The 13,333-nt window shown below is 41.8% G+C and carries 15 protein-coding genes; 8 read left to right on the top strand and 7 right to left on the bottom strand.

Annotated elements, in window-relative coordinates:
- Positions 1–231 precede the first annotated feature (231 nt).
- Genes F4694_RS13000 through F4694_RS12990 form a run of 3 tightly spaced genes read left to right on the top strand, consistent with a single transcriptional unit; the run spans position 232 to position 4,392 of the window.
- Complete coding sequence (locus F4694_RS13000; RefSeq protein WP_179598488.1) at positions 232–2,094, top strand: beta-glucoside-specific PTS transporter subunit IIABC; 1,863 nt, start codon at positions 232–234, stop codon at positions 2,092–2,094.
- 3 nt (positions 2,095–2,097) lie between these two features.
- Complete coding sequence (locus F4694_RS12995; RefSeq protein WP_179598486.1) at positions 2,098–3,525, top strand: glycoside hydrolase family 1 protein; 1,428 nt, start codon at positions 2,098–2,100, stop codon at positions 3,523–3,525.
- 27 nt (positions 3,526–3,552) lie between these two features.
- Positions 3,553–4,392: a PRD domain-containing protein gene (locus F4694_RS12990; RefSeq protein ID WP_179598484.1), complete on the top strand. Its 840-nt coding sequence runs from the start codon at positions 3,553–3,555 to the stop codon at positions 4,390–4,392.
- Here the strand turns inward: F4694_RS12990 and F4694_RS12985 are convergent.
- From F4694_RS12985 to F4694_RS12970, 4 genes are all read right to left on the bottom strand, one after another.
- On the bottom strand, positions 4,373–4,633 hold the full coding sequence (locus F4694_RS12985) for a DinB family protein (RefSeq protein WP_374757425.1): 261 nt from the start codon (positions 4,631–4,633) through the stop codon (positions 4,373–4,375). The genes F4694_RS12990 and F4694_RS12985 overlap by 20 nt on opposite strands.
- A 457-nt stretch (positions 4,634–5,090) precedes the next feature.
- On the bottom strand, positions 5,091–5,717 hold the full coding sequence (locus F4694_RS12980) for a LysE family translocator (protein ID WP_179598482.1): 627 nt from the start codon (positions 5,715–5,717) through the stop codon (positions 5,091–5,093).
- Between the two features lie 111 nt (positions 5,718–5,828).
- Positions 5,829–6,290: a DinB family protein gene (locus tag F4694_RS12975; RefSeq protein ID WP_179598480.1), complete on the bottom strand. Its 462-nt coding sequence runs from the start codon at positions 6,288–6,290 to the stop codon at positions 5,829–5,831.
- Positions 6,291–6,592: 302 nt separating this feature from the next.
- Positions 6,593–7,069: a DinB family protein gene (locus F4694_RS12970; protein WP_179598478.1), complete on the bottom strand. Its 477-nt coding sequence runs from the start codon at positions 7,067–7,069 to the stop codon at positions 6,593–6,595.
- Between the two features lie 75 nt (positions 7,070–7,144).
- On the opposite strand from F4694_RS12970, the gene F4694_RS12965 reads away from it, so the two are divergent.
- The gene (locus tag F4694_RS12965) at positions 7,145–8,143 is read left to right on the top strand and encodes a serine hydrolase domain-containing protein (protein WP_308806346.1); all 999 of its coding nucleotides are present in this window, start codon (positions 7,145–7,147) and stop codon (positions 8,141–8,143) included.
- The gene (locus tag F4694_RS12960; RefSeq protein ID WP_179598476.1) at positions 8,136–8,663 is read left to right on the top strand and encodes a dihydrofolate reductase family protein; all 528 of its coding nucleotides are present in this window, start codon (positions 8,136–8,138) and stop codon (positions 8,661–8,663) included. The genes F4694_RS12965 and F4694_RS12960 overlap by 8 nt, the downstream gene beginning before the upstream one ends.
- 30 nt (positions 8,664–8,693) lie before the next feature.
- On the opposite strand, the gene F4694_RS12955 is transcribed toward F4694_RS12960, so the two are convergent.
- Positions 8,694–9,029 carry a DUF3889 domain-containing protein gene (locus F4694_RS12955; protein ID WP_179598474.1) on the bottom strand — a complete coding sequence of 112 codons (336 nt, stop codon included), beginning with the start codon at positions 9,027–9,029 and terminating at the stop codon, positions 8,694–8,696.
- A 112-nt stretch (positions 9,030–9,141) separates the two neighbouring features.
- Between F4694_RS12955 and F4694_RS12950 the strand changes: the two genes are divergently transcribed.
- Positions 9,142–9,804 carry a hypothetical protein gene (locus tag F4694_RS12950; RefSeq protein WP_179598472.1) on the top strand — a complete coding sequence of 221 codons (663 nt, stop codon included), beginning with the start codon at positions 9,142–9,144 and terminating at the stop codon, positions 9,802–9,804.
- Here the strand turns inward: F4694_RS12950 and F4694_RS12945 are convergent.
- Entirely contained in the window at positions 9,801–10,106 is a 306-nt protein-coding gene (locus F4694_RS12945; RefSeq protein ID WP_179598470.1) for a putative quinol monooxygenase, read from the bottom strand. The genes F4694_RS12950 and F4694_RS12945 overlap by 4 nt on opposite strands.
- Before the next feature lie 149 nt (positions 10,107–10,255).
- Between F4694_RS12945 and F4694_RS12940 the strand changes: the two genes are divergently transcribed.
- Positions 10,256–10,879, top strand: a complete 624-nt coding sequence (locus tag F4694_RS12940) for a CBO0543 family protein (protein ID WP_179598468.1) — start codon at positions 10,256–10,258, stop codon at positions 10,877–10,879.
- A 424-nt stretch (positions 10,880–11,303) separates the two neighbouring features.
- On the opposite strand, the gene F4694_RS12935 is transcribed toward F4694_RS12940, so the two are convergent.
- Complete coding sequence (locus tag F4694_RS12935; protein ID WP_179598466.1) at positions 11,304–12,536, bottom strand: C40 family peptidase; 1,233 nt, start codon at positions 12,534–12,536, stop codon at positions 11,304–11,306.
- A 347-nt stretch (positions 12,537–12,883) separates the two neighbouring features.
- On the opposite strand from F4694_RS12935, the gene F4694_RS12930 reads away from it, so the two are divergent.
- Positions 12,884–13,129 (top strand): hypothetical protein, encoded by a 246-nt coding sequence (locus F4694_RS12930; protein ID WP_179598464.1) that lies wholly within the window; start codon positions 12,884–12,886, stop codon positions 13,127–13,129.
- The last annotated feature ends 204 nt before the right edge of the window (positions 13,130–13,333 follow it).

Below are 13,333 nucleotides of genomic sequence, written 5' to 3'. Positions count from 1 at the left end.
CTTCATTAATTTTCCAGTATGGTCGGCGTAAAAAAGCTCTTGTAATATACAAATAGTTATGATAATTTATTCGTAAGCGTTTCATAATAAACAACAAATTAAATTGGCGTGTTACTGGTAATGCAGGCAAGACCAAAATAATTTGCTCTATTTCTTAACGGGATAGGTGCATCTTATTTTGGTCTTTTTTTGTTTTACTCATATCAGTAATGCGTAAAGGGGGATAACGGTATGGATTATAAACAGCTAGGCAAAGACATATTGAAACTTGTAGGTGGTAAAGAAAATGTAGCGATGATAACCCATTGTGCGACCCGACTTCGATTTGAATTCTATGACTCTTCTAAAGTCGAAGCTGCTAAAATCGAAAAGTTACAGGGCGTCATCTCAGTCGTCAATAAAGGCGGTCAATTTCAAGTTATCGTAGGAAATGAGGTCCAACAAGCCTTCCGTACCATCAAAAATGAAATGGGCGAGCAACCGAGGAGTGCAAATGCTAATACTGCCAAAGAAGAAAAAAAGAGCGTCATTTCTCGTTTAATCAGCGTCATTTCTACTACATTCGCACCATTTATCCCTGCCATTATTGGTGCCGGGATGATCAAAGCCGTACTGGCGGTCCTGGTGTTAACAGGCGTATTAACCAATGAAAGCCAAACATTTTTTATCTTAAACACTGTCGCGGATGCAGCATTCTTCTTTATGCCTGTACTACTTGCATACGGAGCATCAATTAAGTTCGGAACCAACCCGGTGTTATCCATGACTATCGCCGGCGTTTTACTACACCCGAACTGGTCCACGGTTTTAGCCTCTGAGGAAGCTCTGTTCTTTATGGGCATACCAGTGCGCTTAACTGATTATGCTGGTTCTGTTTTACCGATAATTATTACCGTATGGATTATGTCGTACATTGAACGCTTTGCTGAACGTGTTTCGCCATCGATCATTAAGTTTTTTTTGAAACCAATGTTAATCCTAATCATTACCGCTCCTCTTGCGTTAATCGTCATTGGACCAATTGGCACATATTTAAATGACCTTGTTGCTCTTGGCGCAGAAGGCATTAACAATCGTGCAAGCTGGTTAATCCCAATGCTAATGGGTGGACTACAGCCGTTCCTAATTATTACTGGAACTGCTTGGGCAATGACCCCTATTGCTACAACGCAGCTATCCAATAATGGAGAAGAAATGATTAATGGACCAGGAATGCTTGCATCCAACATTGCACAAGGTGCCGCTACGCTTGCGGTTGCGATGAAAACAAAAAACAAAGAGCTAAAACAATTAGCTAGTTCTTCTGGTTTCACTGCCTTAATTGGGATTACGGAGCCATCACTTTACGGAGTTACGCTTAAACTAAAGAAACCATTAATCGCAGCGATGATTGGTGGGGCATGTGGGGGAATTTATGCCGGTCTTTCTGGTCTTGTCCGCTACGCATTCGTTTCACCAGGACTTGCGGCTATCCCTGCCTTTATCGGGGAGAATCCAATGAATATCGTACACGCACTTATTACCATTGCGATTGCATTTGTCGTCACCTTTGCCGCAACCTGGATTTTAGGTTTTGAGGACCCGGTAGAAGAAACAACACAAACACATGCAAAAAAGGGAACAACGAATCAAGCAGAGGTGATCGCTAGCCCGCTATCTGGAAAAGTCATTCCGCTTAACACTGTAAAAGATCATGTCTTTGCAAATGAACTGATTGGGAAAGGGATTGCGATTTTACCAGATCAAAATGAAGTGAGAGCACCGTTTGCCGGTGAGGTCGTAACAATGATGGAATCTAAGCACGCCGTTGGTCTTCGAAGCGACAATGGTATTGAATTACTAATCCATGTGGGGATTGACACCGTCAGTCTAAAAGGGGAATACTTTGAGACGCACGTAAAACAAGGAGACCGCGTAGAACAAGGTGATGCGCTTGTCACATTCGATCGTCAATCCATTCAAGCAAAGGGATATGAAACAGTCACACCGATCATCATCACTAACCATGACAAATTTAACGAATTGGATCCAGTTAAAGAAAAACACATTTCTTTAGGCGAACCACTGATGCATATTACGAAACTGGAGGCATAAATTATGCATTACACAAACCTGAAGCCATTCCCAAAGGATTTTCTTTGGGGGGCTTCCACATCTGCTTATCAAGTTGAAGGCGCTTGGGATGAAGACGGCAAAGGAAAATCAGTCATTGATATGATGGAGCATCCAGAAGGAACCGCCGGCTTCACCGTAGCGAGTGACCACTACCATCACTACAAAGAAGATATCAAGCTGTTCCATGAACTTGGACTAAAGGCATACCGTTTTTCTATTGCGTGGACGCGCATTTTACCAGAAGGCACCGGTACCGTTAATGAAAAAGGTCTCGCCCACTACGAGCGTGTTATCGACGAATTGCTTCGTTACGGAATCGAACCCATCGTCACGCTGTACCATTTTGACCTTCCATACGCACTTGAAGAAAAAGGCGGATGGAACAACCGCGAGACGATTGATGCCTTCGTGAACTATGCCCGCATTTTATTTGAACACTTTGGCGGCAAAGTCACGCACTGGCTTACGATTAATGAACAAAACACGCTCATTTTACATCCTGGCGCTGTCGGTATTCCGAAAGGCGGATCGTTGCCTTCCAAAAAAGAGCTCTATCAGCAAAACCACCATATGCTTGTTGCCCAAGGAAAAGCGATGTCACTCTGCCATGAACTCTGTCCACAGGCGAAAATTGGACCAGCACTAAACATGACATCCATGTACCAAGCAACCAGCAAACCGGAAGACGCAATTGCTGCTCACAACTGGGAAGTACTCCGTGGCTGGAGTTTTCTCGATCTTGCTGTACACGGACGATACAACCGGTTATTATGGAGTTACTTAGAAGAGCGCGGCTGGATACCAGCGATTAAAGAAGGCGACTTGCTTGCAATCCAACAAGGACAACCTGATTTTATTGCTATCAATTATTATTCAACTGCAACGATTGCAGAGAGTACCGGAGACGCAAGTGATGTAAGCCCTCGAGCTGGTGACCAGCAAATTATGCTAGGCGAACCCGGCGTCTATCGACCAGAGGAAAATCCATACGTCGATAAAACAAAATACGGCTGGGTCATCGATTCGGTTGGCTTACGCCTCACCCTGAGAAAAGTATACGAACGGTACCAGCTGCCGATCATCATTACCGAAAACGGCATCGGTGCCCCCGATGAACTCACAGAAGATGGCGCTGTTCACGACGATTACCGAATCGACTTTATTCAAGCACATCTTGAACAAATTCAATGGGCTCTTTCTGACGGCGTTGAGGTGTTCGGTTACTGCCCATGGGCTGCGATGGACGTTGTCAGCACGCATCAAGGCTACGCCAAACGATACGGATTCATTTACGTAAATCGAGGAGAATTTGACTTAAAAGACATGAGCCGAATCAAAAAAGACAGTTTTTACTGGTATCAACGTGTCATTGCATCCAACGGAAATGAAGGACTAAGCCAGCGCACGTAAATGTCACGATAAAGATGGTGATGATTAATGAAGGTAGAAAAAGTATTAAATAACAGCCTTGTGCTCTCAAGAGATGAAAACGGACAGGAAATCATTGTCATGGGAAAAGGACTTGGCTTCAATAGCAAAGAAGGCGATCTCATTCAGGAAAGCTCTGTCGAAAAAATCTTCACGCCAAACGATCAGCGCACAAAACAAGAATACGTCCACCTACTCGAAAGCATCCCACGAGACTACTTGGACACAATCAATAGTGCACTCGAAGAAATGAAATCCGCTTGGCGTAACGAACTCGACGACCGCTACTTCCTAATGCTGCTCGACCACATCGCCTTCGCCATCGAACGCGTCGAAAAAGGCGTAATCTTACAAAATAAACTCTTAAACGACATACGCATTCACTACCCGGAAGAGTACGCAGCAGGCATGATCGTCATCACTCACCTAAACGAGCACCTGCACATCAACTTACCCGAAGAAGAAGCTGGCAATATCGCCTTTCACCTCGTCAACGCCAAAAACGAGGAAGAAAACTTTGAAAACACTGTACTAGCCGTCACCATGCTCAAAGACATACTCAACATTGTACGGTACCAACTAAACGTCAAACTCGATCACCAATCCATGCGATACAACCGATTCGTCACCCACCTGCAATACTTTATCCGACGAATCTTCGACAACAAACAACTGAATTCCAAAGACTCATTCCTATACGAACACCATAAAACCAAATACCCAGACGAATTCAAATGCTCCCAATCCATCGCTACCTACTGTGAAAGCATGACTGGTCAATACATTACCAACGAGGAAGTCTTTTATCTAATTATTCACCTAGTCCGATTTACGACCAATGAAACCTAATTATCAAAAAAGAGCCTTCGGTTGGAGGCTCTTTATCTATAAAATTTATATGTATCCATAAGTATTGGTCGAGATAAATATGCCCAAGGTTCCAGCGGATATTATTGTTGAATCCCTTTGGAATCACCTCAGCCTCTTCTTCGGATAAATTTTCTAGTACCCCTAAAATGTAACTTCGGTAGCTTTCTAATTGGTTAAACAATACCTCATGGCGACGTGTAGCAAAATCTATGAACAGCATGCAGTCAGTGAAGTTCTGCCGATAACATTTTCCTGTTATATCGTGCGCGCGATTGTATAGGATTGAAGTCGAAACAGATATTCAACATGGTGATTATTTTAATTTCAAGGCTCTGTTATTATTCTATTCGTTGTTGATTTTCGTGCAGGGTTGAGAATCCATAGGGGGAGAATTTCCGGCTATTGCATATAAAGGCACCTAAAGAAGCAAATATAAGCGGAGTTATTCCGGTTAACTGCTTTAAATAAGACCAAATTCCAAGGATTTGCATACAATAAGCGGAAAAACTCCGCTTATTTTTAAGGAAATATGGGGAATTCCCAATTTAAGCGGAAATTCTCCGCTTATTTTCCAAACAAAACGAAATAAACATTTAATTTTAAAAGACCCAATTTCAAAGATCCTGATGGGTGTAAATGCTAAAACAAAAGGCAGTGTAAATGAATCCACGGCCTTTCTAATGGTGAGCCTTTTCCAGGGCTAGTTTTACCCCAAAACCGATTAGGATGATACCAGTGATTCCCTCCATTATCCTTTGGGTCTTAGGCTTTTTCATGAAAGCACTAATCTGATTAAGTAAATAGATATAGAACAAAAACCATACTGCGGTTAAGAGGGTATACGTGATCCCCATGGTGAGAAACGGTAAAAAGGTTTCGCTGCCTGAATCAACGAACTGTGGCAGGAAGGTTAGGAAAAATACCGCTACTTTTGGATTGAGAAGATTGGTTAGGAAACCTTGTTTAAAACAAGACTTACCTTCATATTTATTTTCTGAACCTATTTCAGGCGTGGTATTCTTGCTCCTGAGTGCCCATAATGTTTTCACGCCTAAATACACGAGATACACAGCACCGACGTATTTAAAGATAGAAAACAACATGGCAGACTTTACAATAATCGCTGAAAGGCCAACGACGGCTGCCAATGTGTGAATGAGTAAGGCACAACAAGTACCAAATATCGTTTTAAAGCCGCCTGTTCTACCGACAGTGAGGGTGTTTTTTGTCGCAATGGCCGTATCAGGGCCAGGTAAAAGAATGAGCAGAATGCACATCACGACAAACAAATAAAAGTTCTCCATTTTAACCATCTCCTTTCGAGAATTTGGGTTAACGTTAATTTACCATAAATAAGTAGAATAGTAAGTAACTTTAGTCCTCTTTTTTCTCACATACATGAAAGGAGCCTTGTCCTACTTCATGCATTTCTTCAAATCGAGAATGGTCTGGAGATGCATGCCTTCATGAAAAATAGTTCGAATGAGAACTTGTTCGATGGTGTGCATGCCCAATTCGGTCGGCGGGAACTCTTCTTCCAATCGCTCGCCGTACTGCGCCTTAATCTGAGCAGGTTGTTCTTTTAGAAGATTCTTCAATTCGTCAATCGTAGGTGTCTCTGGAGTGAAGTTTGCGGGTGACGTTCCGTATCCAAACCAAGTTTGAAACTGTTCAGGAACTCCTGCCTTCTCTTTTGTCACAGCCTGAATCCATAGGTATTGGTCGAGATAAATATGCCCAAGGTTCCAGCGGATATTATTGTTGAATCCCTGTGGAATCACATCAGCCACTTCTTCAGATACATTTTCTAGTACCCCTAAAATATAACTTCGATAGGTTTCTAATTGCGTAAACAGCACCTCATGACGACGCTTCATATGTATACCTCCTTTTTTTCACTAGCATTTTATTCGATATAAAATTGGAAATTCCTTCTATAATCTTGTGGTTTTATCTAGACGGGTGGGTTTGGTACGTAAAGTTGGAATTTGGCACGTAAATTTAGAAATCGGCACGTAAAAGATAGATCCGGCAAGTAAAAGATAAATCCGGCGCGTAAATTAGAAATTAGGCACATAAGTCCGTGATTTGGCCCGTAAAAAAAGACTGACTTTGGAAAGTCAGTCTAGGTGATGCGAGGTGCTTCCTCCCATCTTATATAGTATATGTTAGAACAGGATTAAGGGTTACAACCATTCTGCCAATACGCTTCTTTCACCCGCTCGATTTGGGCTAGATGTCCGCGGACATGCTGAACACGATATTCTAGCAATTGTCTGAACGTGAACGGTCCAGCGTCAGTATACATCCCGACACGCTTACTTTGCTCGGCATTCAGCCCCTCTAAAACAGGCACCATGCTGGAACGAAGTAATTTGAACAGGAGAAGATAAGTTTCACGGTCCAAATCCTCATACCTTAACTTCTTAGCCCATGCCTCCTGGTCAAATGACTCAAGAACGGGCGACTCTTCGACTAATACTTTTTTCATTCTCTGTGCCGAAACCATCTCAGAATCCGCAACATGGATAATGATTTCATGAATGCTCCATTGATCCGGGCTAGGTTTGAACCGCAACTCTTCCTCATTCAGCCCTTCAATGGCGTCCAGCAGCAACCCATATCCACAACGATACTCTTCAATCAACTTTTTCACGTCCATATCCCCCTACTAAAGGATAATACCAAGTACATATAGAATTAAAGAATACTAGAAAGGTGTGTGGCTACGATTTTTCAAAAATTAATTTCATATATAGAAGATATAAAGAATCTCAACCATAGCAGCGGGGCCGCACTTGTGATTATCAAGGACAATATGATCGTGCTAGAGCACTACAGCGGCTATCATTCTAACATAAAAAACTCCCGTCCGATTGATGAAACTTCGCAATTCAATGTCGCTTCAGCAAGAAAAAGTTATCTAGGTTTAGTGATAGCATATGCTTTGTATGAAGGTAAAATGAATTTAGATGACCTAGCTGTCCAATATTTTGAACACATAGATAAGGATCTTCTAGAAAAAACCACCATCCGGCATCTGGTTACCCATTCTCACGGCTTACATCAAATGGAGGATGGAGCCATCATCAGGGAGTTTCATCATGGCGAGAGTTGGGCGTATAGAGGGATTAACATCTTAATGATAACCGAACTAGTAAACAGGCTTCATGGTAAAAGCTTCCCCGAACTGCTCGAAGAACGAGTGTTCAAGCCGTTGGGTTTTACAGAAACGGCTTGGCAAACAAAGCCAAATGAAAACTTGGTTCCGGTCGTTGATGCCCCCGAAGAGCCTGCCTCCTATAAATTGGGACAAACAAACAACGGGATGGATTCCAATCTCCATACCTCGGCTCGAGAGTTTGCACAATGGGGAAATCTTCATTTGAACAAGGGAATGGGAATCGTTCCAAAAGAAGTGATTCAATTGGCAACGGAAGTCCAAAGTCCTCCTTTTAAAAATAAAGAATTGCCGCAAAACGGCTTATTCTGGTTTGTCCAAGGTACCCCGGCCAAACACAGCGAATTGGGTGAACGTGTCCCAAAAGGCTCCTATCAAATACTTGGTGTCACCGGACCAACATTACTTGTGATTCCAGAATACAATGTTGTTGTCGCAAAAATGTTCAATAAACGATATAACTATGGAGGTAGTAATTATCTTCATTACCTAAGGGAGTTTAGCAATTTAGTGGCGGATACGTTTCAAGGGAGGATTAACGATGAGTAAACAAAGCAAGTTAGTATTTTACGGTGCAATCAGCTTGGATGGCTACCTCGCCCGTGAAAATCATTCGTTGGATTGGTTATTTGGGACGGAGGGGGAAGAAGAAACAGGTTATCAGGAATTTTACGACAGTGTTGATACGATTTTGATGGGAAGAAGTACGTACGACCAAATTGCGATTCTTTCACCTGAAAAATTCCCTTATGAAGGGAAGGCATGTTATGTTTTTTCCCGTAGGATGACAGGCCAAGATGAACATGTTACATTTATTAATGAAGATATCGCAGGTTTTACGCAGTCCTTGAAGGAACAGGAAGGCAAACGGATTTGGGTAGTTGGTGGTGGAGAAGTATTAAAGCCGCTACTAAGGCTGGTAGATGAATTTATTATTCAGATTGCGCCAACGATTATTGGAAAGGGAATTCCGTTGTTTGTGCCAGGGGACCAGGAAAACAAACTCACGCTGGTCGATGTTCGGCGCTATAAACAGTTTGCTGAATTGCATTATGAAGCCAAAAGATAACACCTGTCATGGACCCCTGGCCGGCCGCCATTACCTAGCCGTTTCTGTATAAGTAACATTGACAACTTGCTCAGTTTCTTTGGTAAATTCAATGTCTACATAGACACCGAATTCTTTTTGATTTTCTTTTAACCATAATTTGAACTTCTCAGTTGTGGTACGGTCTCCATTTTTTCGTCCAACATAAAGATAGTCAACGATTTGCGCGTTCGGATACTTTTCCTTCGTTTTGTCCATTGCTACCTTACTCCACTTAGCATAGGGAGGAGTCGGTTTCTGCTCTGCATAGGCAGCATCGTCGAATGGAGGTAGATAGGCACTGTTACAGCCAAAAAGGATCATTAAACAAACTAGAAGCTTTTTCATGTAAGCACCCCCTTTATGTGTCTTACTATGATGGCATCCAGTGTAAAAAATATGTACTTGGCTTCATAAACGGGATATTAGACCCATTAAAAAAAGGAAGAGGTGCGAGAGCATGAAGAAAAGAATTGGCTGTTTGCATGCACATTATTCGAACATTGATTATATCGAAATAGCACTTTCGGCCTATGACGTTGAGTTAAGTCATTTTGTTGATCCGGGATTGATGGTTCGTGTGATGTCGGACCCGGATTTCACGAAGTCCGATGCCAAAAGGAAAGTAAAGGAACAAGTAGAATGGGTGATGAAATCAGGTGTGGACGCCGTCCTCATCACCTGTACCAACTATATTGCCTTACTGGGGGAACTTTCAACAAACGTACCGATCATTAAGATGGATGAACCGTACTTTGAAGCGCTTTGTCAGATTGACCAGCCCCAAACAATTGTGTTTACCAACCCTGATACTGTTCCAGGAACAATGGACAGGCTTCAGCAATTTGCGAAAAATCATCAGAAGAAGCTGGATATCGAAGTTCAGGTCATCGAGAATACTTTTGCATTAATCATGAGCGGGAAAAAAGATGAGTACCAAAATGAAGTTTATAATTTTTTGAAAAAATATCAGCAGAGGGTTGTTTCGGTTGCACAACTATCAATGGTTAGCGCGGCACAGCAAGTAGAGCAGGAAACATCTCAAACCATTATCAATCCTTTGAATACACTTGTTACATCTTTGGTGAAGCAGCTAAATCTAAATGGCAAAGGAATAGACTAAATTCCTTTGCCGCCTTTAGGAACAAGCGTCGAAATCCTTTCCATTCCAGCAAGGATGGGTTTCGCACGCTGAATTAATGTTTGTGTAGATTCTAGCGTTAATGACCCTTGATGGGCACTCTCGCTGCTCCATACCTCATACACATAAACCGCGTTAGGGTCCTCTGGTGCCACACTGACAAGATATAATTCGCAATCCTCATGATTTTGCAGCGATTCAGCTGCTTCTAAAAGAATCGCTGCCAGTTGTTCGCGCTCGCCTTCTTTTGCAATTAACTTGCCGTATATCCCGAATTTCTCCACATTTCATTCCTCCTCGTGTATGTAACCATTCTACTGTCATCGCCTTAATTCCTTTTACATATACAAATTAAAAAATTTTTAGGGCATCCATTTTTTTACCAGCACTTTGGGCAAATTAAAATGAAAATACGATCAAGGCAGGGAAATCCATGAGTGATGCTCAAAGAGAGGCTTTACATAAGTTAATAAAAGAACAGCAACAGGGATCCCACCAATGGCTAAAATATTGGCTAGAGTATTCCGCTTTTGATACTTGGCAATTTTGGTTTCACGTTGTGATGTTTTTGTCCCCGCTAATCATTCTTTATTTTGCGATGGACTGGAAGAGGGCACTCCAGCTCGGCTTCTATGGATTCAATGTCCATGTTTGGTTTGGCTATTTTGATGACTTTGGTTCGACGCAAGGACTTTGGACGTATCCTTATAAGATGATTCCTTTTGTCGCGCATAGTCTCGGAATGGACGCATCGCTGGCCCCGGTCTCGTTCATATTGGTGTATCAATGGACGACTAAACATAATAAAAACTATTACCTCTATACACTGATATTAAGTCTCGGTCTTTCGTTTGTCCTAAAACCGATCTTTGTCATGCACAATTTGTTCAAGTTCAACTCATGGGCAAATTACTTTCACCTGTTTCTAACCTATGGCGTGATCCTCGTCCTATCAAAAGTGATTACGGATATCTTTTTGTGGCTTCAAAAAAATGCGAAGGAGAACGGCAGCAAAGTGGGAACTAGAATTAAAAAGAAAGGTCCGGTGTTAAAGTAAATTTGGTTACCTGCCAAAAGGTGTGCTCTACCTGCAGATAGGGCTTGTTTACCTGCATAGATTCCATTTAATCTGCATATATGCATTGTTCACCTGCCTAACAAATTCAAAACACCATACTCACCGCTGAAAAAGCCAGGCGGCGGCCTGGCTCAGGTATTTAAATTACCTATATATGGATATTACGCTCGAAAGTAAGCTCAGAGTCTAGATTCAAGTGTGCATTTTAGTTACCTCTTTTATCTTACCTGCCAAAATGAATCCTCCACCTGCCAAATTGGATCACTTACCTGCATAGATTCCATTTTACTTTTACCTGCACATTTCCCAAGTTTACCTGCCTAACAAACAAAACGGCCAATCCACAACACCCAAAACACAAATAAGCCAGGCAAAAATGCCTGACTCCTAAGAAATAATAAACCTAATAAAACCTCTTGAACCCATCAAAATGCGCCTTATAGTAAGAGTTATTCAGGTTTGCGATGCTAATACCTCTTTTCTCATCAGCATGGATAAATTCATTGTTACCAAGATAGATACCTAGATGCGTAATACCTTTTTTATATGTATTTTCAAAAAAGACAATATCACCTGGTTTTGGCTGATCGACGTAGTAGGTACGGCTATAGTAGCCTGCTGCGGAATAGCGGCCGATTTTGTAGCCTGCTTTATTGGCAACATAATAGATAAATCCGCTGCAATCAAAGCCATTTATCGTAGATCCAGCCCAAACATAAGGGACACCCATTACGCTCTTGGCAGCGTTGATGAAGTCCGACGCAAAATCTCCTGTTGGTCCTGATGTTTCCGCTGGCGGGTTCACGACCGCGGCACTACCAGAAACCTTCAGTTTTTGACCCACATAAAGCATGTCTGATGTTAAACCGTTGAGGTCCTTTAATTTCTGAACGGTCATGTTGTATTGCAGTGAAATTTTCCCTAAGGTATCTCCGCTTTTCACTGTGTATTCAGTCGTTTGCTCAGGCGCAACAGGTGTTGGTGTTACAGGCTGCGTTGGAGTTGGTGCTGGCGCTACTGTCTTTCCTGTAACCTTCAAAGTTTGTCCCACATAAATCATATCTGAATTCAAACCATTAACCTGCTTCAATTGTGCAACACTCATGTTGAACTGTAAACCAATTTTGCTTAAAGAATCACCGCGTACAACGATATAGACGGAGTTGGCAGTTGAATCAGCAGGTGGAGTAACCGGAGTCACTACTGGTGGTGGAGTTGGTGTTGTTGCTGCTGTTCCTGAAACCTTGAGTGTTTGTCCAACAAAAATCAAGTCGGAAGTTAATCCATTAAGAGACTTAAGAGCACTAACAGTAGTATTAAACTGCTTGGCGATTTTGCCAAGGTAGTCACCACTTTTGACAACGTATAGACTTGTAGAAGCAGGTGCCGGTGCAGATGCTTCTGACTTTACTGGTGCGTTATCAGCCGAAACCTTAAGTGTTTGATTCACCTGAAGGAAATCAGATGTTAAGTTATTCAAACTCTTTAATTCGGAAACAGTAGTTTGATATTTTGATGCAATTTTCCATAGTGAATCTCCCTTTTCGACCGTATGCGTGCTCGCGTATGCCGAACCAGCATATACCGTCGAAAGGAAGGCAGCAGTCGAAACTGCTCGAACGATTGTTTTCTTCATCTACATTTCACCTCTATTATTCTGGTATATTACACATATTCTACCATGAATTTCCTCTAAAACGGTATAGAAAGTTTAAAAGAATGTCTAGAGCTATGCGAAATAAGGAAGATCCTCATAGTTTAATAGGGAAAAGCTCGCTTTTTGAAAAAAGAAAGTGTTATTTTGACAGCATAAAAGTAGGTAATTTTTTAGCCAATTGCACTATATAATAAATGGACTATTGTCCTAGGAGGTCTATTTTGATAATTCGAAATACCTATTTGAAAAATCGGTCAGGCAGGAATTTCTGCACCTGACAATAAAACTCAGAATGGGGATGTAAAGAACGAAAAAGGAGGGAAAAAGTGAAAAAGTATTGGATAATTACGGCCGTTGCCATCATGGTGATCGGTGCCTCACTTTTAATCTTTTTGAACAAGGATAAAAAAGATACAACAACCGGAGGTCAAAAAGCAGAAGAAACCGTACATAGGACAAATCATGTTTATCAAGTCGGCGGCGGCGTGAACCCGACGGCTTTGGATGATCTATTAAAGCAGAATAACGAAGAACGGGAGCTCCACTTTAATAAGCGGGGCTCTTTTCTATAGGGGAGAGCCTGTATAGGAGCAAAAGTGGCATTTAATAAAAGGAACCCCAAACGTACGTATCCAACTCTTCTATTACTATATTACTATCATAAAAAATCCGAAAAACTGCAACCCACAGTCTTAATATTCATTTAGGTTACTCGTATTAACACCCTTCAAATAGTGTTAAATCCCATAATATTCTAAAATATGACATTAGTTTGA

The sequence above is a fragment of the Neobacillus driksii genome (genome assembly GCF_013409995.1).
Classification (GTDB): domain Bacteria; phylum Bacillota; class Bacilli; order Bacillales; family Cytobacillaceae; genus Neobacillus; species Neobacillus driksii.
The sequence above is the reverse complement of the archived record's forward strand: the minus strand, read 5'-3'. Positions and strand labels throughout refer to the sequence as shown.